Consider the following 20,176-nt stretch of genomic DNA (forward strand, 5'->3'; position numbering starts at 1 on the left):
CCTGTCGCGCGATCCCCTAACGTAGCGCAGCCCCACGCCGGCGCAGCAGGGCCGTCACCTCCTCGGGCCCGGCGAATTTCGGGAAATTGCCGGCGGCGATCTGGTCGAGGCTCGGCGTCGGCAGGCCGAGCCGGCTGGCATAGATCCAGGAATAGGCCATCACCCGCTGCACGAAGCCGCGCGTCTCATCGATCGGGATCGCCTCGATGAAGAGGAAGGGGTCGTCCCGGTGGCCGCTGACCGGCAGCCATTTCTGCAGATTGCCCGGCCCGGCATTATAGGCGGCCAGCAGGCGGATCAGGTTGCCGTCCACCACCTCATGCCGTGCGAGGTAATGCACGTAGCGCTGGCCGAGCTCGAGCGAGAAGCCGGGATCGTGCAGCCGGTCGATATTGTCGGCCGAGAGCGAGGGGTCGCCCGCCACATAGCTGGCCGTTGCCGGCATCATCTGGAGAATACCCCGGGCCCCGGCGGGCGAGACCGCGGCCGGATCGAAGCGGCTTTCCTGCAAGGCGAGGGCATAGAGTAGCGACGGGTCCACCCGGAACCCGCCCTGGGGCAGCAGCCGCGGCAGCGGGAAGCGGGCGAAGTCGCGCGGCCGGCCATCCGCCCTCTGGCTGGCGGCGGCGAGCTGCGAGGCGAGGCCGTTCATCCCCGCCGTGGCCGCGACCGAGAGCATGGCCCGCAGCAGGCCGGGATGGTTGCGCGCCTGACCCCAGATCTGCCGCAGCTCCGCCTCGGCCCGCTCCGCTTGACCGATCTGCAACAGGGCGAGGGCGCGCCAGCCGCCGGCGGTCTCGGCGACCGCGGCGGTTTCCGCCTCGCCGGCCAGCTCACCCTCCCAGGCGAAGCTGGCGCCGAGGCCGAGCGAGCGGCGCGCGACGAGGCCGTAGAAGGTCCGCGGCTCCTGCGCCGCCTGCATCATCCAGGAGACATAGAGCTGCGGCCGGCGGGCGCGGACGGCGGCGCGGGCGGTCCAGAAGGCGGCCGCGGAGCGGAGGGCAGGCGCCGCGGTCTCGGTCCGCGCCGCGCGCTCGAAATAGGGCAGGGCCGCCTCGTAGCGTTCCATGCCCCAGGCGGCGAGGCCGGCGGCCATGGCGGCAACGCCGTTGTCGCGGCGCTCCGGTGCCGCGCGCACGGTCTCGGCGGCGATGCGGAAGGCGTCCTCGTCCCGCCCGGCGCGGAACAGGCCCATGGCCAGGTCGGCCTTGAGCAGGGTGGCATAGGCCGGCGTCACGCCGCGGCTGCGGGCGATCAGGGCCAGCGCCGCGGCCGCATTCCCCTCCCGCGCCCGGTCGCGGACGGCGCGGTCGAGGCCGGGATTGCGGGTGACGGCGGCGGCGTCCCATTCCTCGGGCGCCAGGGACTGGCCGGGCTGGAGAGCGTCCGGCGCCTCGGGCGGGGGCGGCAGGGCCGTGCCGCGCGGCGTCATCTCCGCCAGCAGGTCATGGATGCGCGGGGCGTCCGGATGGTCGGGATATTGCGCCAGCCAGGACTGCAACTCGGCCGGGCCGGGGCGGGGGCCGGGGCGAAGCCAGCGATCGGCCAGCACCTGGCCGAGCAGCCGCCGGTCCTCCAGCCGCTCGGTCTCCCGCTCCGCGCCGGCTCGGTCGCCGCGCGCCTGGGCCTGGAAGATGCGGCGCAGCCGGGCCGCGTCCGAAGGGGCGAGGACCTGCGGCAAGCCGGCCACTCCGCCAGGCGGGGCGGGGCGGGGCAGGATCATCGCGGTCTGTCCGAGCGGGGCCGGAGAGGTGGATGCGAGTCTGGCGGTCGAGTCTGCGGCCCTTTGCGCCAGGGCGGGGGCGGATGCCCCTGCCACCAGCACCGCGCCCAGCAGGACCCTGCGGAGCAGGGGGCGAAGGGCGGCTCGGGCCATGGGGCTGATCGCGCGCATGGCCCGTTCCCGTTACCGGTCTATGACCGGGAGAGGCAACCCCCTATCTGCGAGATCATTCCGAGACGAAGCACAGCCATGCGTTGAATTTCCCGGCAGGGTGGTGAAAAATCATGAACGGCGCCGAGATCTTTCCGAACTAATTCCCATCCAGCGTCCGACGCAACAGCAGCAGGTCGCTCCAGGCATCGCGCTTCGCTGAGGGTGTTCGCAGCAGATAGGCAGGATGCAGTGTGGCGAGGGCGGGAATCTCCATATCGGGAGAAACCGTTACTTGATGCCAACGTCCGCGGAGCCGCGTGATCCCCTCGCGTGAGCGCAGCAAGGCCTTGGCTGCGACGCCGCCCAGCAGCACCAGCCGGCGCGGCCGGGCCAGTTCGACATGCCGAAGAATAAAGGGGAGGAAGAGCGCGATCTCGGCATCGGTCGGAGTGCGGTTGCCGGGCGGGCGGAAGGGCAGGATGTTGGTGATGTAGAAATCCCGCTCCCGGCTGAGGCCGACCGAGGCCAGCATCCGGTCGAGCAACTGGCCGGAGACGCCGACGAAGGGGCGGCCCAGCCGATCCTCATCTGCCCCCGGCGCCTCGCCGATCAGCATCAGGCCGGCATCGGGCACGCCATCGGCGAAGACCAGGTTCGTCGCCGTCTCGCGGAGGGGGCTGCCCTCGAATTGCGCCATGGCCTCGCGCAGCGCGGGCAGGCTGTCGGCGCCGGCGGCCAGCTCCGCGGCGCGGGTGGCGGCTGGAGGCTGGGCCCGGAGCGGCGTGGCGGCGAGGGGGCGCGGGGCCGGCCGCGGCGCGGGCTCGGGCGGGGCGGCCGGGGCCGGGTCGCGGCGGGCGGTGCGGTCCAGCGGGGCTTCGGCCAGCGCCTCGTCCACGCCCCAGTCGAGCTGGAGCCGAAGGGCCGCGATCAGCGCTTCCTGTGTCTCCGCCTCCATCCTCGCCCCCGCCAACGGCCTATATTCCTGCCCCCGGGGTTCCGCGCAACCCGAAGCGACGCTACATGCGAGGGCGAACCAGGAGGAGCCAGGCATGTCCGAGGCCGAAGCGCGCGAGTCGATGGAGTTCGATGTCCTGATCGTCGGGGGAGGCCCCGCCGGCCTCGCCGCCGCGATCCGGCTGAAGCAGGTCGCGCCCGATGCCACGGTCTGCCTGGTCGAGAAGGGCAGCGAGATCGGCGGCCACACCCTGTCCGGCGCCGTGCTCGAGGTCCGCGCCCTCGACGAGCTGCTGCCCGACTGGCGCGAGGACCCGCCGGCGCTGTCGACGCCGGCCACCGACGACCGCTTCATGCTGCTGACCGAGACGCGCGCCTTCAAGCTGCCGACGCCGCCGCAGATGAACAACCACGGCAACTACATCGTCTCGCTCGGCAATGTCTGCCGCTGGCTCGGCGCCAAGGCCGAGGCGCTGGGCGTCGAGATCTATCCGGGCTTCGCCGCCTCCGAGACCATCGTCGAGGACGGTCAGGTCAAGGGCGTCGTCGCCGGCGTGGCGGGCATCCAGAAGGACGGCACCAAGGGCCCCGCCTACGAGCCGGGGATGGAACTGCGCGCCAGCTACACCCTCTTCGCCGAGGGCTGCCGCGGCTCGCTCACTAAGCAGCTCTTCGAGCGCTACGACCTGCGCCAGGGCGTCGCCCCGCAGACCTATGCGCTCGGGATGAAGGAGCTCTGGGAGATCCCGAAGGAGAACCACAAGCCCGGCCTGGTCTGGCACTCGACCGGCTGGCCGCTGACCTCGGACACCTATGGCGGCTCCTGGCTCTACATGCTGGGCGAGAACCTGGTCTCCATCGGCTTCGTCGTCGGCCTCGACTACTCGAACCCCTGGCTCTCGCCCTTCGACGAGTTCCAGCGCTTCAAGACCCATCCCGAGGTGCGGAAGATGCTGGAGGGCGGCAAGCGCGTCGCCTATGGTGCCCGCGCGCTGAACGAGGGCGGCTTCCAGGCCATCCCGAAGCTGGTCTTCCCCGGCGGCGCGCTGATCGGCGACTGCGCCGGCTTCCTCAATGTGCCGAAGATCAAGGGCACGCATACCAGCATGAAGACCGGCATGCTCGCCGCCGAGGCCGCCGCCGCGGCGATCGCGGCGGAGACGCGCGTGCCGGTGCTCGACAGCTACCCCACCGCGCTCGAGGCGAGCTGGGTCTGGGAGGAGCTGAAGGGCGTTCGCAACATCCGCCCGGGCTTCGCCAAGTACGGCTTCTGGGGCGGCCTCGCCAATGCCGCGCTCGACACCTACGTCTTCCGCGGCAAGGCGCCCTGGACCTGGCCGCACCATGCCGACCACGAGACGCTGAAGCCCGCCTCGCAATCAAAGCGCATCACCTATCCGAAGCCGGATGGCGTGCTGACCTTCGACCGCCTCTCCTCGGTCTTCCTCTCCAACACCAACCATGAGGAAAACCAGCCCGCCCACCTCCAACTCCGCGATCCGGACCGTTGGAAGGGCGTGAACTGGGACCAGTTCCGCAGCCCCGAAAGCCGCTACTGCCCGGCAGCGGTCTACGAGGCCGTCGGCCCCGATGCCGAGCGCGAGCTGAAGGGCACGCCGGACCCCGAGGCCACCGGCCCCGGCGGCGATGTCGAGGCGGGCGATGCCGGCGCGCGCCTCGTCATCAACGCGCAGAACTGCGTCCACTGCAAAACCTGCGACATCAAGGACCCGACGCAGAACATCGACTGGCGCACGCCGGAAGGTGGTGGCGGGCCGAACTACATCGGCGGCATGTGACAGAGCAGGGTAGTGGCACCTCCGGGTGCCGCTACCCCTCGACGCATTCCAGCCCGCGGCGGGCGAAGGCGACCGACAGCTCCCCCACTTTCGCCGCATCCGCCGAGGCCGCGGTGCCGGTGCGGGCCCGCACCGCGATCCCCTCGAAGATCACCGCGAAGCGGAACATGGCGAAGGCCCGGTGGAAGGGCGTGAGTCGCGGCGCGGGCGTATGGCGGCAGGCATAGTAATGGGCGACAACCTCCTGCTCCGCCGGGATCCCCAGCGCGTCGAGGTCGAGCCCGCGCATCCCGCCATATTCCTCGGGCGTGCTGCGCCACGGGATGGTGCTGAAGGCGAGATCGGCCATCGGATGGCCGATGGTCGAAAGCTCCCAATCCAGCACCGCCACCACCTGCGGCCCGCCGGGCGCGAACATCACATTGCCGGGCCGGTAGTCGCCATGGACGATGCTGGCCTGCCCGTCATCGGGCGGGATATGGCCCTTCACCCAGCTGGCCAGTTCCGCGAGTTCGGGGATGTCGCGGAAGCGCTGCCCCTCCCACTGCTTGGTCCAGCGCCCGACTTGCCGCTCGAAGTAATTCCCTGGCCGGCCGAAGCCTTCCAGGCCTGCCGCCTGCCAATCGACATCATGCAGCCGCGCCAGGGTCTCGGCGAAGGAGAGATACATCGCCCGCCGCTCGGAGGCTGCGGCGCCAGGCAGGTCGCAGGTGCCGAAGACGCGGCCTTCTACCCGGTCCATCACATAGAAGGGCGTCCCGACGACCTCCGGGTCCTCATGGAACAGGACGACTGGGGGCACCGGAACCTCGCTCCCGGCCAGGGCGCGCAGCACCCGCGCCTCACGGTCCACGGCATGGGCCGAGGGCAGCACCTCGCCTGGCGGCTTCTTCCGCAGCACCAGGCGGCGATTGGCATAGGTCACGAAGAAGGTGGGATTGGACTGGCCGCCCGAGATGCGCTGCAGCGCCATCTCCCCGCTGAGGCCCGGGATGGCCCCGCGCAGGAAGCCATCCAGCCGCGCGGCATCGAATTCCAGTGCCTCGGCCATGGCTGCATCCTCCCCCTTCGGTCGGCCGAAGCATGGCCGGGGATGGGGGAGGGGGCAACCGCCGCCCGAGCGGCCCCGGCCTCAGGCGTGGCCGGCGGCGCCCGAGAGCAGCAGCGGATCGACCCGCAGCTTGGCCATGGCCTGGCGCCACTTGTCGCCCGCGCCTTCGCCGAACAGCAGCGCCTCGTCCGGATCGACCGAGAGCCAGGAATTGGCCTGGATCTCGTCCTCCAGCTGGCCCGGTCCCCAGCCGGCATAACCAAGCGCCAGGATCCCGCTGCGCGGCCCGCCGCCCGCGGCGATCGCCTTCAGGATATCGATGCTCGCGGTCAGGGCGAGATCCTCCCCGACCGGCAGCGAGGCATCGCTGGTCCAGTCCTTGGTGTGCAATACGAAGCCGCGGCCACCCTCGACCGGCCCGCCCTGGCACATGCGGATGCGCCGCTGCGGTGGCACCGGGGCGAGTTCGAGCTGCTTCAGCAGGTCGTCGAAGGACATGCCCTCGATCGGTTTGTTGATGATGATGCCCATGGCGCCTTCCGAGGAATGGGCGCAGAGGCAGATCACGGTCTGGGCGAATTCCGGGTTCTGCAGGTTGGGCATGGCGACCAGGATCTGGCCGCCGAGATAGCCTTCCTCCTGGCTGGATGGGGGAATCGGCTGGGTGCGGGTGCGTCGCGGCATGGTGGAAACATGGCGGCGCCGCCAGGGCGGTGCAAGCAGCCCCGGGGCCTGCACGCGGGGCGGTGACAGCGCTCCCGCTCGCGCTGGCGGCTGTGCCGAGCGGTGACAGCCCCCTGCGAAGCGTCTAGAGAATTCGGAGCAGAAGGAGAAAACCCATGACGATCCAGGTTGGCGACAGCATTCCTGCGGCAAAGCTGATGCAGGGCACGGCCGAAGGCCCGAAGGAGGTCTCGACCGAGGAATTGTTCGGCGGCAAGACCGTGGTGCTGTTCGGCGTGCCCGGCGCCTTCACCCCGACCTGCTCGGCCAAGCACCTGCCCGGCTTCGTGACCCAGTATGATGCGTTGAAGGCCAAGGGTGCCGATGTCGTCGCATGCATGGCGGTGAACGATGCCTTCGTCATGGGCGCCTGGGGCAAGGACCAGGGCGTCGGCGACAAGGTGATGATGCTGGCCGATGGCAGCGCCGACTTCACGAAGAAGCTGGGGCTGGAACTGGACCTGACCGCGCGCGGCCTCGGCGTCCGCAGCCAGCGCTTCGCGCTCATTGCGAAGAACGGCAAGGTGACGCATGTCGTCGTCGAAGCGCCGGGCGCCTTCGAGGTGAGCAAGGCGGAAGCCGTCCTGGCCGCGCTGTGACGCCCTTCGTCGCCGCGGCCTTCGCCTGGCAGTCGGCCTGCGTCTTCACCCTGCGCAGCGCCCAGCTCTGGGCGCAGCCGGCGGAGGCGCAGGAGCGCCTCACCGGCTATGTGCTGGAGAAGCAGCGGGCCTTCACCGCCGGCGCCTTCGCCGCCGGCCGGGCCGCGCTGGATGGGGCGGATGCGCCGGCGGTGTTCGCCGCGGCGCTGGCCCCGGCGCATCGGCGCGTGCGCGCCAATCTCCGGAAGATCACCCGGGGCTGAAGGCCGAGACGCCTGGCCGGCGGCGCATGGCGAGGCCGCCGAGCAGGGCAAGGGCCAGGAGGTTGGCGGCGATGCCGGCCTTCCAGGCCACGGCATAGCTGCCGAATCCGTCATAGAGCAGGCCGGCCAGCCAGGCGCCGGCCGCCATGCCGGAGAGGCTGAGGAAGAGCAGGGCCGGCACCCGCCAGGCTGCCTCCCGCGCCGGGAAAAGCTCCCGCACCGCCAGCACATAGGCCGGAACGATCCCGCTGAAGCCGAGGCCGAAGCCGGCCGCGACCAGGAACAGTCCCGCCTCGTCCTGGGTGGTGAGGAAGGCCGCCATCCCCGCCGTTTGGCAGAGATTGCCGGCGATGACGGTGTTCAGCCCGCCGATCCGGTCGGAAAGCCAGCCCCAGAATTGCCGCGCCAGGAAGGCCGCGGCGAGCAGGACGGAGAGCATCAGCGCCCCCTGCCGCGTGCCGATGCCGAGATCGCCGCAGAAGGCAACCAGATGGGCCGCCGGCATCGCCATCGGGATGCAGCAGAGGAAGGAAGCCAGGGCCAGCAGCCCGAGCGCCAGATTGGGTGCGAGGCCGAGCACCGGCCCGCCACCATCCGTCCCGGCGGCGGAGGCGGTGCCAAGAAGTGGCTTGGGCGGCGGCCGCAGCACCAAGGCAGCCAGGGGCAGGATGACGGCGGCGGCAAAAAGCCCATAGCCGAGCATCACCCGCTGCCAGCCATGCTGGGCCACCAGCCGTTCGAACACCGCCGGCCAGACCGCGCCCGCGACATACTGGCCGGAGGAGACGAGGGCGAGGGCGGTACCCCGCCGCCGATCGAACCAGAGCGAGACATAGGTCATCATCGGCGGGTAGAGCGCGCCGTTGCCGAGCAGCCCGACCAGCATCCCGAAGCCGAGCACGAGCTGCCAGGCGGCCCCGCCCGAGGCCAGCGCCAGTCCGGCGCAGACCATCGCTCCGCCCAGCATGGTGGTGAGCCGGGTGGACGTGCGCCCGGCGATCCAGCCCATCAGGATGCCGCCCGCCCCGGCGCCGAGATAGGCGAGGGAGGAGGCGAGCGCCGGAATGGAGCGCGCCTCGCCGAGATCGGCGGCGATCGGCTTGAGAGAGACCACGACCAGCAGCGGCGCACCGAAGGAGACCGAGAGGATCGTGACGGCGGCCAGCGCGATGCCCCAGGAGGCGCGGCTCTCGATGCTCACCAGCACATCAGCATCCGCAGCCCCGCCGCATCCCGCACCACCCGTCCGGCGGTGCGGCCGGCGAAATGAGTGCCGATGACGAGCACCGGCTTGCCGGCGAAGCCGCCGAAGACGGCGCGCCGCGTGGCCTCCGCCTGGACCGGATCGGCATCCGCGGTGGAATTCCAGTGCGGATGGGCGAGCTGGCAGGGATGGTGGGCGATGTCGCCGGTGATGAAGCCCTGCTCGCCCTCGGACTCGATCATCACGCTGACATGGCCGGGCGTGTGGCCGAAGCTCGGCACCAGCCGGATCTCGGGGCAGAGCTGGTGGTCCGCCTCGACCAGCTCATGCAGCCCGGCCTCGACGATGGGCTGGACGGAATCGGCGAAGACCGCGGCCTGGGCCGCATCGCCGGCTCCCTGTGACCAATGCTCGAATTCCTGGCGGCCGAACAGGTAGCGGGCGCGCGGGAAGCTCGGCACCCAGCGGCCATCGACCAGGCGCGTGTTCCAGCCGACATGATCGACATGCAGATGGGTGCAGAGCACCGTGTCGATGCTGTCGGGCGGGAAGCCGGCTTCGGCCATCTCTTCGAGGAAGCGGCCCTGGCGGGCATTCCAATGCGGGATCTTCCGCCCCTGCTTGTCATTGCCGAGGCAGGTATCGACGAGAATGCGGCGGCCCGGCGCCTCGACGACCAGGGCATGGATGCTGAGGCGGAGGCGCCCGGACTCATCGGCGAAGTCGGGCACCAGCCAATCGATCTTGCGGACTTCCTCGGGCGTCGCCTGCGGCAACAGGAAGCGGCTGCCGCCCGTTGCCTCCAGCTCCACCAGCTTGGTGACGGTAACCCGCCCGATGGTCCAGCGCATGCGATATCCTCCCCGCCGGCAGTGCAGCGGCGGGGCCGGAGAGCGTCAAGCGCCTTGCATCAGCCTGGAGGCATCAATCCGGGCCGCCGGCACCGGTGATGCCGCTGAAGGCGGGCGGGTCGCTGGCGGGGAAGCTTTCGCGGCTGGCTTCATCGGCGGCGCGGTCGGCCGCCTCGGCTTCCACCGCCTGGCGCCAGTGCTGTTCGGCAACCCCGTCCGGGCGGCCATCGCCGAGCCAGAGGAAATAGGCCCGTTCGCGAATGCGGGCGGCGCGGTCGTCATCGGTCATCGCTGGTCCCTCCGGATGGGCGGAGAACCGGCCGGACGCGGAGAGGTTGCCTCGCCTTCCTCCGCCACCTCGATCGTGCACCGTTCCGTTATGCACGGGCGGTTGAGTAGCAGGAACGGACTGCCCCCGTCATGGTCCGCCAGGTGGAACGGCACGGTGGATGTGCAGTGCAGGAGATTCTCGACAGGCAGGCGAAAGCGGAGCAGCGGCAGAGTCCTGCCGGTGCCATGCCCCAGGCGGAAGCTTGGCGGCAGGCGAGGCCACGACCGGCTGCATCCTCCTCCTCCTCCCGCCGGCGGCGGGGAGGGTTCGATCTGGCCGCCTTGCTGCAGCATCTGGAGCAGAATCCGCCAGGGGGCAGTCCCTGGATCACGCTCGGCGTAGCGGCCCTGCTCTGGTGCGGCGCCGTGCTGCTCACCTGCCGGTTGCTGGATGTGATAACCTGATGCGTATGGGTTGGGCGACGGCCCGCCCCCGATAGGGGCTGTCCGCGGTAGCGAGGCTCTCCGGGCTGGTGCTGGGGCGGGCGGCAGGCGAGGCGGTGGCGCGGCGGGCGAGGGCTGGATATTCTCCCGGCGGGCGCCGAACCTCGCCTCGGAGTTCGACCTCGCCTTGCACACCGATGTGGAAACGACGATCGCCCCGAGGCTTCGGCAGGCGGACAGGGCGGCGAGGCCGTGACCGGCATGGAGCCGACGGTTCTCCTGGTCCGGGCGCTTGACCTTGTCGGGACCTTCGTCTTCGCCATCAGCGGCGCGGCGCTGGGGGTGCAGCGGAGGATGGACCTGTTCGGCGTCCTGGTGCTCGCATTCGTCACCGCCGTGTTCGGCGGCATCACGCGGGACATCCTGATCGGCGCCGTCCCGCCCGCCTCCGTCGGCAGCTGGCACAGCCTGGCCTTGGCGGTGGTCGCCGGGTTGCTGGTGTTCCGCTTCTCTGGGCTGATCGACCGGTTGCAGCACCCGGTCCTGTTCTTCGACGCCGCCGGGCTTGGGGTTTTTGCCGTGGCCGGGACCCAGAAGGCGCTGGATGCCGGGATCAACTGGCCCATGGCCGCCGTGCTGGGCATGATCAGCGGCATCGGCGGCGGCATGGTGCGTGACGTGCTGACGGCGCAGGTGCCGACAGTGCTGCGCGCGGACATCTATGCCGTCGCCGCGCTGGCGGGTGCGCTGGTGGTAGTGGTTGGCAGCGCGGTCGGCTTGCCATCAACTGCCGTCGCCCTGACCGGGATCGCCCTGTGCATGTTCCTGCGCCTGATGGCGCTCTACCACGGCTGGAGGCTTCCGGTGGCCCGATCGGGCGATTAATCCTGAGCGACTGTCAAAGCCTGTCGGGAACTGTGCGCGGCGAGGCCTTACGCCTTGCCCCAGGCGCCTGAAGCTGCTGTCATCCGGACACGACTGAGTCCGTCGTTTCAACCTCCTCAGCTCCGCGATCACCAGGGCTGTGCGAAGGTGGCAGCAGCCGTGCCGCGCGTTCGGCGTGCGCTCCGGCCCAACACCTGACAATCCCAAGGGAGGGTTCATGACCATCGGCCGACGCGCTCTACTCGGCGCTTCTCCTTTTGCCATCCTATCCGCGTCGGGGCCTTCCAGGGCACAGCCGACGAGCAATCTCATCCGGCTCGGTGCGCTGACCGATATGTCCGGGCCGTACCGGGATGTCGAGGGGCCGACCGGAACCGCATGCGTGCAGCAGGCCGTGGCGGAGTTCACCGCGCAGAACCCTGACATCCGCGTCGAGATCATCAGCGCGGATCACCAGAACCGCCCGGACATCGCCAGCGCCATCGTGCGCGAGTGGATCGACCGGGCCGGGGTCGATGCCCTTGTCCAGGTCGGCAATACTGCGGTGGCGCTGGCGGCCAATACCGTCGCCCGCGAGAAGGACAAGGTGCATCTGAACACGGGTGCTCTGTCCTCCGTTCTCACCGGCGCGCAGTGCTCGCCCAACCTCGTGCATGGTCCGCTCGACACCTGGGCCATGGGGCATGCCACCGCCACGGCCCTGACGAAGGCGGGTGGCGATAGCTGGTTCTTCGTGACCGCTGATTATGCCTTCGGTCACGCCTTGCAGGAGGATGCGTCGCAGTTCGTCCGCAGTGCCGGCGGCAGGGTCGTCGGTAGCGTGAGGCATCCATTTCCCGGAACTACCGACTTCGCATCCTTCCTGCTGCAAGCCCAGTCGAGCCGGGCGAAGATCGTCGCGCTGGCGCATTCCGGCGCAGATCTGATCAACTGCATGAAGCAGACCCAGGAATTCGGTCTGACACGGCGCGGCACCAAGATCGCAGGCCTGGGCGCGCTGATCACGGATGTCGCTGGCATGGGGCTGCCATTGGCCCAGGGCCTGGTGCTGACCGAAAGCTTCTATTGGGATCTGAACGACCGGACCCGCGCCTTCTACAACCGCGTGAAGGGGCGTTTCGAGCGGCCGACCATATTGCCAAACTCCTTGCATGCCGGTGCCTACGCAGCGACCGTGCATTACTTGAAAACAGTCAAGGAGATGGGAGTGGCCGAGGCCAAGCTGTCAGGCCAGCGGACGGTCGCCCAAATGAAGCGGATGCCGACCGACGACGATGCTTTTGGCCAAGGCATGATCCGCCAGGACGGCCAAATGATCGCCCCGGTGCATTTGTTCCAGGTCAAGGCACCGGAGGAAAGCCGTAACCCCAGCGACCTCTTCAAGGTGCTGGAGACCGTGCCGGCCGAGCAGGCTTTCCGTCCCTTGACGGAAGGCGGTTGTCCATTGCTGCGGAACTGAATTCGACCCTGGTCATTCAGTCAGGCGCCGCATCTGATCCCACACCACTCAGCGCGCCCGCGGATGCAGGGAGGTGTCGTTGCCACGGTTCCATGGCATCGCGCCGCGGGCGACCTGCATCCTGCGACGCAAGGCACGGGCGTGCCGCATCACGGCCGGGACGCGATGACGAAGGCTTCCGCCACCATCGCCTCCTCGCCGAGGGCCGCGCCGCTTGCCGCCAGCCGTTCGAGCTCCTCCGGGGTCAGGCGCTGGCGCAGGACCGTCAGCAGCCGGTCATGCACGGCCTGCGAGCCAAAGCTGCGCAGGATGCCCCGCTGCGCGTGACAGGACTGGACATAGCCGAAGAGCCGCCCCGCCGTGGCGAGGCTGCCCTCGACTGCCGCGATCAGCGCCAGCCTCTCGATATTGGCGGCCACCTCATGCGGCAGCCCCATCAGCTGCGCCGCGGCCAGCCTTTCGGCGATGATGGGGCGCGCGCCGTCGATGTCGCCCTCCGCGAGCCGGTAGGAGGCCACCGCCCCGGCGATGTGCTGCACCCAGGGGAAGAAGGCCTGCGCCGGGCTGAGGGAGGCCAGCGCCTCCTGCGCGACCGCGATGGCCTCGCCCATCCGGCCGGCCGCGCAGTGGAGTTCGGCCATGCTCCCCAGCGTCAGGGCGACGTCCCGCAGGCCGCGGAGGCGCCGGGAGATGAAGAGCGCCTCCTCCAGCTTCGCGCGCGCCGCATCGGGCCGGTTGTCGCGCAGGTGGAAGGCCGCGCGGGCCCTCAGGCAGGAGACGAGTGCCCTGCTCGGCTTCTCGCCGCGCAGCAGGTCCTCGGCCTCGTCGAGCAGGGGGCCGGCAGCGGCGAGATCGCCGGCCAGGATGTGCTGCCAGGCCTGGCGCCACAGCGCACGCCCGAGGTCGATCCGGCTGCCGGCGGCACGGAACAGCGCGGCCGCCCGGCGCGCGGCGTCGAGCGCCTGGGCTCCCCTCGGCGCGACCCATCCGCAGCGACCGAGCCATAGCCGGCCGGCGATGTCGGGTGGCGTCGCTTCGTCGATCCGGGAGATTGCGAGGTCGAACCAGCATTGCAACTCGCCCGTCAGGGAGAGCTCGGCCCAGACATGTTCGGTATGGCTCGTCAGCTCCAGGCCGAGCCGCTCGTCGCCATCCGGCCCGAAGGCCCAGGCGAGGCCCGCCCGCAGGTTCTCGATCTCGGGCGCATAGAGTGCGACCCACTCCTCGTCGGATATGAAAGGCCAGTCCGCCTCGGCCCGTTCGTAGGCTTTCACCAGCCACCGTGCCAGATTGCGCCGCCCCTCAGCCAGTTCAGCCGCGGAGAGGCGCTCGGCGGCGTAGTAGCGCGTCGAGTCCAGCAGCCGGTAGCGCGCTTGCATTCCTGTCAGGTCTGCCTGCACCAGCGATTTGTCCACCAGGGATGCGATCAGGCCGCAGACCGCGTCCTCTCCCGAGGCGCAACCCGCCAGGAAGGCGGCGGAGCCCGCCGTCCAGGTGCCGCTGAAGACGGACAGGCGCAGCAGCAGCGCGCGCTCCAGCGGCCCGAGCCGGTCGAGGCTCCATCCGATCGTGGCGCGGAGCGTCTGCTGCCGCGCCAGCGCGGTGCGCCGCCCGGCGGTGAGCAACTCGAAATGGCGCTCCAGCCTCTCGCGCAGCTCCGCCAGGGTCATCGCCTGCAAGGCCGGGGCGGCGAGCTCGATGGCGAGCGGGATGCCGTCCAGGCGCTGGCAGATCCGCATGATCTCGCGCGCATCCGCATCGCCCGGCACGAACTCGCCAAGCGCCGCGCGGGCGCGCTCGACGAAGAGCTCGCTGGCGGGATACTCCGACAGCCGCGTGGCGGTGATGGCGGCATCGGGTGCCGCCGCGTCCAGGGGCTGCAACCGGTGGAGCCGCTCGCCTTCGGCGCGCAGCGGCTCGCGGCTGGTCGCCAGGATGACGATGCCGGGGCAGCTTCGCAGGATCGCCTCGGCGGCGTCGGCGGCGGCCTGGAGCAGATGCTCGCAGCCGTCGAGCACCAGGAGCCCGCGCCTGGCCGCCAGCGCCGCGACCACGACGCGGAGTGCGTCGCCGTCACCGACCTCGACGCCGAGGGCGGCGGCGATCGTCGCAATGACGAGCCGAGGCTCCTCCACCGGGCCGAGATCGGCAAACCAGGCACCCTCGGCGTCGGAGCGCCGGATGCGGTCGGCGGCGGCCAGGGCGAGCCGTGTCTTGCCGACGCCGCCCGCTCCCACGACCGTGACGAGGTGCGATTCGCTAAGGTGCGCCGCCACCCGGTCGAGGTCGCCGTCGCGGCCGATGAGCTTTGTCAGCGGCCGGGGCAGGTCACCCGGCCAGGGCACAGCGCCCGCCGGAGCCGGCGCCTTCGTCTGGGCCGGCGGCAGGGGGGACGGGGCGGGCCGGGGCTGCGGCCCGCCCTCGGCCGGGCTCTCGGTCACGGGCGCGACGAAGCGGTACCCCCGCCCGGACAGCGTGGCGATGATGCCGCTGCCGAGAAGCTTGCGCAGGCCGGCGACATGGACGGTCAGGTTGCCCTCCTCGACGACACGGCCGGGCCAGACCAGCTCCATGAGCTCGTCCTTCGGGACGACGCGGTCGCGGCGCTCGACCAGGGCGAGGAGCAGGTCGAAGGCGCGCCCGCGGACCGGGACCTCCCGTCCCTCGGCGGCCAGGATGCGGCGGTCCGGGACGAGGCGAAAGGGCCCGAAGGCGAAGGCTTTCGCGGTCTCGGCCATGGTGACGCGCCTCCCTTTGGAAAAATTTGGGTTTCTTCGCTCGGCGCCGCCACCCGCTGGCCGCCATCATCCCGATGCGGGGCAGACTACCCCGGCAGGCCCAGCCAACCCACCCCGCCCCTTGGGGCGGAGGAGGTGGGGCACGCCCTGGATGCCCTCCGTGCGACCGCCGCGACGTGGCCGCGCCCCGCGCATGCGCACAGGTCTCCGAACGCTCGGGAATTTTGGATCTTTTTGGCGGCACGACAAGGATTCCGGGCCGCCGGAGCGTGATCCTGGCGATGGCCGTCGCTGACCGCCCGCCTCCCGCTCCCCCGGAAAGGAACCCCGTCATGTCCGCCACCCGTCGCGATATCGTCGTCTCCGCCGCCGCCGCTGCCACCATCGCCGCCGCCGCCGCCGCCCAGGCGCAGCCCTCCGGCCCCGGCCCCAACCCCCAGCCCGTCCGGAACGTCGTGCTCGTGCACGGCGCCTTCGCCGACGGCTCCGGCTGGCGCGGCGTCCATGACGCGCTGACCGGCCACGGCTATCGCGTCAGCATCGTCCAGAACCCGCTCACCTCGCTCGCCGACGACGTCGCCGCCACGCGCCGCATCCTGGACCGCCAGGATGGGCCGGCCATCCTCGTCGGCCATAGCTGGGGTGGCACCGTGATCACCGAGGCGGGCGTCCATCCGAAGGTCGCCGGCCTTGTCTATGTCTCGGCCCTGTCGCCCGACGCCGGCGAGACCACGGCGCAGCAATACGAGGGCTTCGTCACGCCGCCCGAATTCGTCCTCGACACCGGTGCCGATGGCTTCGGCTTCGTGAAGGCGGAGGCGTTCAAGGCCGGCTTCGCGGCCGACACGAGCGATGCCGATGCCGCGTTCATGCGCGACTCCCAGGTGCCGATCGCCATGGCGGCCTTCGGCACGAAGCTGGGGCAGGCCGCCTGGCGCAGCCGGCCGAGCTGGGCGGTGATCGCCACCGACGACAAGGCCTTCGACCAGCGCATGCTGCGCCACATGGCGAGCCGCATCGGCGCCAAGGTCACCGAGGTCGCGGCCAGCCATGCAGTCTTCATGACCCAGCCCAAGGTCGTCGCGGCCGTCATCGACGAGGCCGCGCGCGAAGCTCCCCGCGCGCGCCGCTGACCGCCCCTGAACCCACCCGCCGGCAGCCGCCCAAGCCACGGGCCCGGCTGCCGGCCTGACGGGTCGCGCCGACGGCTCCGTGCCCGTTCGGGCGACCTCATTCGATGCAACAGGACATTCCGGTGATGATCGATACCGCCTCTCCCGAGGACCGCGACTTTGCCATGCAGGCGCGTGACAACCAGGCGCAGCTCTCGGCTCGGCTGCAATCCCGCTACGATGTCGTGGTCTGCGGCGCCGGTGCCTCCGGCTCGGTCGTCGCGCGGCGGCTGGCGGAGAACCCGGACGTTCAGGTGCTGCTGCTCGAGGCCGGAGGCAGCGACGAGGCCGAGGCGGTGCTGGACCCAGCGCTGTGGCCTACCAACCTCGGCAGCGAGCGGGACTGGGGCTTCCAGGCGGAGCCGAACCCGCACCTGAACGGGCGGCAGCTTCCGCTCTCCATGGGCAAGGGCCTCGGCGGCGGTTCCAGCATCAACGTGGCGGTCTGGGCACGCGGCCATCGCAGCGACTGGGACTTCTTCGCCGCCGAATCCGGCGATCCGGGCTGGGGCTACGAGAATGTCCTCGATACCTATCGCCGCATCGAGGACTGGCAGGGAGCGCCCGACCCGCAATACCGCGGCACGGGCGGGCCCGTCTGGGTGCAGCCCGCGGCCGACCCAAGCCCGATCGCCACCGCGATGCTGGAGGCCGCGGGCGAGATCGGCATCCCGAGCTTCGCGCATCCGAACGGCCGCATGATGGAGGGCGAGGGCGGGGCTGCCATCAGCGACCTGCTGGTCCGCAACGGCCGCCGCCACTCGCTCTTCCGCGCCTATGTGCGGCCCTGGCTCGGCCGTCCCAACCTGACCGTGCTGACCGGCGCCCTCGTCCGTCGGGTGACGTTCGAGGGCCGCCGTGCGACGGGCGTCGAGTTCCTGCGCGATGGCCGGGTCATGACGGTCAGCGCCGGCACCGAGGTCGTGCTGTCGCTCGGCGCGATCCAGACGCCGAAGGTGCTGATGCATTCGGGCATCGGCGATCACGAGGATCTTGCGCGGGTCGGCATCCCGCTGCTGCAGCATCTGCCGGGCGTCGGCCGGAACTTCCAGGACCACGTCTCCTTCGGCTGCACCTGGGAGTATGCCGAGCCGATCGCGCCGCGGAACAGCGGCAGCGAGGCGACGCTGTATTGGAAAAGCCGGCCCGGGCTCGACGCGCCGGACCTGCTGTTCTGCCAGGTCGAGTTCCCCGTGCCGAGCGACCGCACCGCGGCACGGGGCGTGCCCGCGCATGGGTGGACGATGTTCGCGGGCCTCGCGCAGCCCGCCAGCCGCGGGCGCCTTTGCCTGCGGACCGCCGATCCCACGGCGCCGCTCGCCGTCGAGGCGAATTTCCTGTCCGACCCGGCCGACATGGCGACGGCGCGGGCCTGTGTCGAGCTCTGCCGCGCGCTGGGCAATGCACAAGCCTTCCGTCCTTTCGTGCGCGGCGAGGCGATGCCGGGCGATCTGACGGGCGAGGCGCTTGACGAGTACGTCCGCGACGCCGCCGTCACCTACTGGCACCAGAGTGGCACGGCCAGGATGGGGCGGGACGCGATGTCGGTCGTGGACGGCACGCTCAAGGTCCATGGCGTGGACGGCTTGCGGGTGGCGGACGGCTCGATCATGCCGCGCGTGACCACCGGCAATACCCAGGCGCCCTGCGCGATTATCGGCGAGCGCGCCGCCGCGATGATTCGCCAGGCGCACGGGCTGTAGCCGCCGCCGGCGGACGCAGCGGCAGGCGGCGCTGGATGGACGCGACATGGATCATGACCCCTGAGCCGCGCGCGATCATCTGCGGCAGGAGCAATCGATCGAGCCGCACCGCCGGCATGAGGTTCAGGTCGAACTCGGCGCGCCAGTGATCCTCCGTCAAGGGGGCGAATCCCCCACCCGGTGCGGTGGACCCGCCGAGGACATGCACCGGCACGTCAGCGCCGCCGAGGCGCTCCATGGCCGCTTCCGTGAGGGCGCGGGTGCCTTCAGGGCTCGTGAGGTCGAGGGCCAGGAAGTCGGCGCCCGCGAGACCCTCGGCCTTTGCCGCGCCGCAGTCATGACCCTTGCCCCGCGTCGAGGAAGCGGCGGGCGATCGCCCACCGGGCGCCCTTGCTGCCAGCCGTGACGGGGACACGGCGCTCCTCGAAATCGGCGCAATTATTCTGCGGCGGTATCAGGCGACATCCAACCCAGCGATCGCGCCGTCGCGGAGCGTGAATTGGAAGATGAAGCGGATCGGGCTGCCGGGGAAATCGCCGGCGGTCGGGCCCTCCACGATGATGTGGCCATCCTGTTTGCGCCACGCCTCGGGCGTGAAGACGGCCTTGGCGGCAATCGTCGCCGAGTTGATCCAGGCCCTGATCTCGTCATGGCCCGTATGGCGCCCGCCATCGTCGCGCACCACCGCATCCGGCGCGAAGGACGCCAGCATGCCGTCCGTGTCGAGGCAGGCATTGGCCGCGGCATAAGCCGCGATCGGTGTCGGCAGGTCGTTGATCATGGCAGGTCTCCGCGGTTGCTTGCTCCACGGTGAAGCTGTTTCTAGGCTGCCCAAATGACAAGAACGGACGAAAATGTAAGCGACTCACCCCGGGGTAAGCGTGTGACCTACACGCCTGAGTCCGCCGCGCAGGGGGTGCAGAACGTCATTCGGGTGCTCGAAGGGCGTTGGAAGCTCGTGATCCTGTTTCAGCTCTTCGGCGGACAGGTCCGGCGCTTCTCCGATCTCGAGCGCGCCATTCCCGGCGTGTCGCAGAAGATGCTGATTCAGCAGTTGCGCCAGCTCGAGGCCGACGGCGTCGTGGTGCGCATCGTCCATCACCAGGTGCCGCCGAAGGTCGAGTACCGCCTGACCGAGTGGGGGCAGTCGCTCTGCCCGGCGCTCGATGCCCTTCTCATCTGGGCGGAACGCGCGCCGCCCGAGCTGGGCTCGCGGTTCGATGCGGCGGTGCGGGGCGACCAGCAGGGTTTGCGTCGGCTTGTGGACGAAGGCTGAGAACGACACACTGCTTGTGGTCGCCCACCATCTTACCGAGCTCTCGACATTCCGGCGCGGCTCCAAGCTCGAGCTATGCCGCTGCGGATGCGGATGCGGGCAGATCCGACTTACGTCCGCTCACGAGAGCGGATCGGACGCTCGGGGCGTCGGCACCAGGGGCAGGGGAGAGTTCCAGCCCTGAAGTGGTATAGCGGCGCACCTTGCGTCCGGGGCTCGCGCGATCCTCTAATGAGAGTTGTGCGCAGATGTGCTTGCAGCGGCGCGGCGTAGTCTGATTCCCTCGCTTGATCGGTGGGAGGCGACGATGGCACGTCGGCGGATTGGTCAGGAGGATCTCATCGCACGTCCCGAGCCTCGGGTGACGGCGTCATGGGCGCAGCTTGCCGCACTGCTCGACTGGGCCGAGATCGATCACCACTTGGTTGGCATCTCGGCCGCGGCGAGGGCGAGCCCGGCTGGCCGCCGCTGGCCCTGTTCCGCGCCATGCTGCGGACGATCGCGCCAGCTTCCGCCGGTTCTGCGGCTTCGCTGCTCATGAGCCGACGCCTGAGCGGACGGCCTTCGTCCGGTTCCGCCGGGAGCTGGTCCGCCGCGGCCTGGATCGTGTGCTGTTTGAGGCGGTCCCCCGCCAGCTCAAGGCCAAGGGCGTCATGGTGCGCACCGGCACTCTGGTGGACGCTACGCTCATTCCATCGGCCAGCATCCGGAGTGATGGCGAAGCGCGTTGGGCTGGGCACCGGCGCCGTAAGCCCGTGCACGGCTACAAGGCGTATGCGGCACCGACGAGGGTGCAGGCCTGGTGCGCGGCGTCGAGGTCACCACGGCGAATGTCCGTGATGCGGCCGAGTTTGCGGCGGTGCTGCCGAGCGAGCCGGGGAAGGTTTATGGTGACAGTGCCTTCGGCGG

Annotated in this window: 20 protein-coding genes; 10 read left to right on the forward strand and 10 right to left on the reverse strand. The window is 70.5% G+C overall.

Annotated elements, in window-relative coordinates; all coding sequences use genetic code 11:
• Positions 1–16 precede the first annotated feature (16 nt).
• Positions 17–1,723 (reverse strand): lytic transglycosylase domain-containing protein, encoded by a 1,707-nt coding sequence (locus JMJ55_RS26775; RefSeq protein WP_236034091.1) that lies wholly within the window; start codon positions 1,721–1,723, stop codon positions 17–19.
• A 310-nt stretch (positions 1,724–2,033) separates the two neighbouring features.
• Complete coding sequence (locus tag JMJ55_RS26780) at positions 2,034–2,831, reverse strand: uracil-DNA glycosylase (protein WP_202828676.1); 798 nt, start codon at positions 2,829–2,831, stop codon at positions 2,034–2,036.
• Positions 2,832–2,925: 94 nt separating this feature from the next.
• On the opposite strand from JMJ55_RS26780, the gene JMJ55_RS26785 reads away from it, so the two are divergent.
• Positions 2,926–4,629: an electron transfer flavoprotein-ubiquinone oxidoreductase gene (locus tag JMJ55_RS26785; RefSeq protein ID WP_202828677.1), complete on the forward strand. Its 1,704-nt coding sequence runs from the start codon at positions 2,926–2,928 to the stop codon at positions 4,627–4,629.
• Positions 4,630–4,660: 31 nt separating this feature from the next.
• Here JMJ55_RS26785 and JMJ55_RS26790 read toward each other — a convergent pair whose 3' ends face one another.
• Positions 4,661–5,680, reverse strand: coding sequence for a phosphotransferase family protein (locus tag JMJ55_RS26790; protein ID WP_202828678.1), 1,020 nt, complete (start codon positions 5,678–5,680; stop codon positions 4,661–4,663).
• A gap of 81 nt (positions 5,681–5,761) precedes the next feature.
• Positions 5,762–6,364, reverse strand: coding sequence for a YqgE/AlgH family protein (locus tag JMJ55_RS26795; protein WP_202828679.1), 603 nt, complete (start codon positions 6,362–6,364; stop codon positions 5,762–5,764).
• Between the two features lie 155 nt (positions 6,365–6,519).
• Here JMJ55_RS26795 and JMJ55_RS26800 point away from each other — a divergent pair, with 155 nt between their 5' ends.
• Together JMJ55_RS26800 and JMJ55_RS26805 are read left to right on the forward strand one after the other, a co-directional pair.
• Positions 6,520–7,002, forward strand: a complete 483-nt coding sequence (locus JMJ55_RS26800) for a peroxiredoxin (protein WP_202828680.1) — start codon at positions 6,520–6,522, stop codon at positions 7,000–7,002.
• Positions 6,999–7,265, forward strand: coding sequence for a hypothetical protein (locus JMJ55_RS26805; RefSeq protein WP_202828681.1), 267 nt, complete (start codon positions 6,999–7,001; stop codon positions 7,263–7,265). The genes JMJ55_RS26800 and JMJ55_RS26805 overlap by 4 nt, the downstream gene beginning before the upstream one ends.
• On the opposite strand, the gene JMJ55_RS26810 is transcribed toward JMJ55_RS26805, so the two are convergent.
• The 3 genes from JMJ55_RS26810 to JMJ55_RS26820 form a co-directional block, all read right to left on the reverse strand.
• Positions 7,252–8,466 (reverse strand): MFS transporter, encoded by a 1,215-nt coding sequence (locus JMJ55_RS26810; RefSeq protein ID WP_202828682.1) that lies wholly within the window; start codon positions 8,464–8,466, stop codon positions 7,252–7,254. The two genes, JMJ55_RS26805 and JMJ55_RS26810, sit on opposite strands and share 14 nt — an antisense overlap.
• The gene (locus tag JMJ55_RS26815; RefSeq protein WP_202828683.1) at positions 8,463–9,320 is read right to left on the reverse strand and encodes an MBL fold metallo-hydrolase; all 858 of its coding nucleotides are present in this window, start codon (positions 9,318–9,320) and stop codon (positions 8,463–8,465) included. Before JMJ55_RS26815 ends, JMJ55_RS26810 begins: the two co-directional genes overlap by 4 nt.
• A 73-nt stretch (positions 9,321–9,393) precedes the next feature.
• A complete protein-coding gene (locus JMJ55_RS26820; protein ID WP_202828684.1) occupies positions 9,394–9,609 on the reverse strand; it encodes a DUF2934 domain-containing protein in 216 nt (71 codons plus the stop codon).
• Between the two features lie 227 nt (positions 9,610–9,836).
• On the opposite strand from JMJ55_RS26820, the gene JMJ55_RS26825 reads away from it, so the two are divergent.
• The 3 genes from JMJ55_RS26825 to JMJ55_RS26835 all read left to right on the forward strand — a co-directional run bounded on the left by JMJ55_RS26825 (position 9,837) and on the right by JMJ55_RS26835 (position 12,378).
• Entirely contained in the window at positions 9,837–10,055 is a 219-nt protein-coding gene (locus JMJ55_RS26825; RefSeq protein WP_236034092.1) for a hypothetical protein, read from the forward strand.
• A 240-nt stretch (positions 10,056–10,295) separates the two neighbouring features.
• Positions 10,296–10,919 carry a trimeric intracellular cation channel family protein gene (locus JMJ55_RS26830; RefSeq protein WP_202828686.1) on the forward strand — a complete coding sequence of 208 codons (624 nt, stop codon included), beginning with the start codon at positions 10,296–10,298 and terminating at the stop codon, positions 10,917–10,919.
• Between the two features lie 217 nt (positions 10,920–11,136).
• Entirely contained in the window at positions 11,137–12,378 is a 1,242-nt protein-coding gene (locus JMJ55_RS26835; protein WP_202828687.1) for an ABC transporter substrate-binding protein, read from the forward strand.
• A 149-nt stretch (positions 12,379–12,527) separates the two neighbouring features.
• On the opposite strand, the gene JMJ55_RS26840 is transcribed toward JMJ55_RS26835, so the two are convergent.
• Positions 12,528–15,116, reverse strand: coding sequence for an ATP-binding protein (locus tag JMJ55_RS26840; RefSeq protein ID WP_202828688.1), 2,589 nt, complete (start codon positions 15,114–15,116; stop codon positions 12,528–12,530).
• Between the two features lie 332 nt (positions 15,117–15,448).
• Here JMJ55_RS26840 and JMJ55_RS26845 point away from each other — a divergent pair, with 332 nt between their 5' ends.
• Both JMJ55_RS26845 and JMJ55_RS26850 read left to right on the forward strand, forming a co-directional pair.
• Positions 15,449–16,249, forward strand: coding sequence for an alpha/beta fold hydrolase (locus tag JMJ55_RS26845; RefSeq protein WP_202828689.1), 801 nt, complete (start codon positions 15,449–15,451; stop codon positions 16,247–16,249).
• Between the two features lie 125 nt (positions 16,250–16,374).
• A complete protein-coding gene (locus JMJ55_RS26850) occupies positions 16,375–17,991 on the forward strand; it encodes a GMC family oxidoreductase (RefSeq protein WP_236034093.1) in 1,617 nt (538 codons plus the stop codon).
• Here JMJ55_RS26850 and JMJ55_RS26855 read toward each other — a convergent pair.
• Positions 17,942–18,406 carry an SDR family NAD(P)-dependent oxidoreductase gene (locus tag JMJ55_RS26855; protein WP_328702783.1) on the reverse strand — a complete coding sequence of 155 codons (465 nt, stop codon included), beginning with the start codon at positions 18,404–18,406 and terminating at the stop codon, positions 17,942–17,944. The two genes, JMJ55_RS26850 and JMJ55_RS26855, sit on opposite strands and share 50 nt — an antisense overlap.
• Positions 18,407–18,445: 39 nt before the next feature.
• Positions 18,446–18,772 (reverse strand): nuclear transport factor 2 family protein, encoded by a 327-nt coding sequence (locus JMJ55_RS26860; RefSeq protein ID WP_202828690.1) that lies wholly within the window; start codon positions 18,770–18,772, stop codon positions 18,446–18,448.
• 102 nt (positions 18,773–18,874) lie between these two features.
• On the opposite strand from JMJ55_RS26860, the gene JMJ55_RS26865 reads away from it, so the two are divergent.
• Entirely contained in the window at positions 18,875–19,267 is a 393-nt protein-coding gene (locus tag JMJ55_RS26865) for a winged helix-turn-helix transcriptional regulator (protein ID WP_328702784.1), read from the forward strand.
• A 425-nt stretch (positions 19,268–19,692) separates the two neighbouring features.
• On the forward strand, positions 19,693–20,176 hold a 484-nt coding region (locus JMJ55_RS32185; RefSeq protein WP_202828691.1), incomplete at its 3' end, for a transposase.

Origin of the sequence: Belnapia mucosa, from assembly GCF_016775475.1 — a bacterium.
GTDB lineage: Bacteria > Pseudomonadota > Alphaproteobacteria > Acetobacterales > Acetobacteraceae > Belnapia > Belnapia mucosa.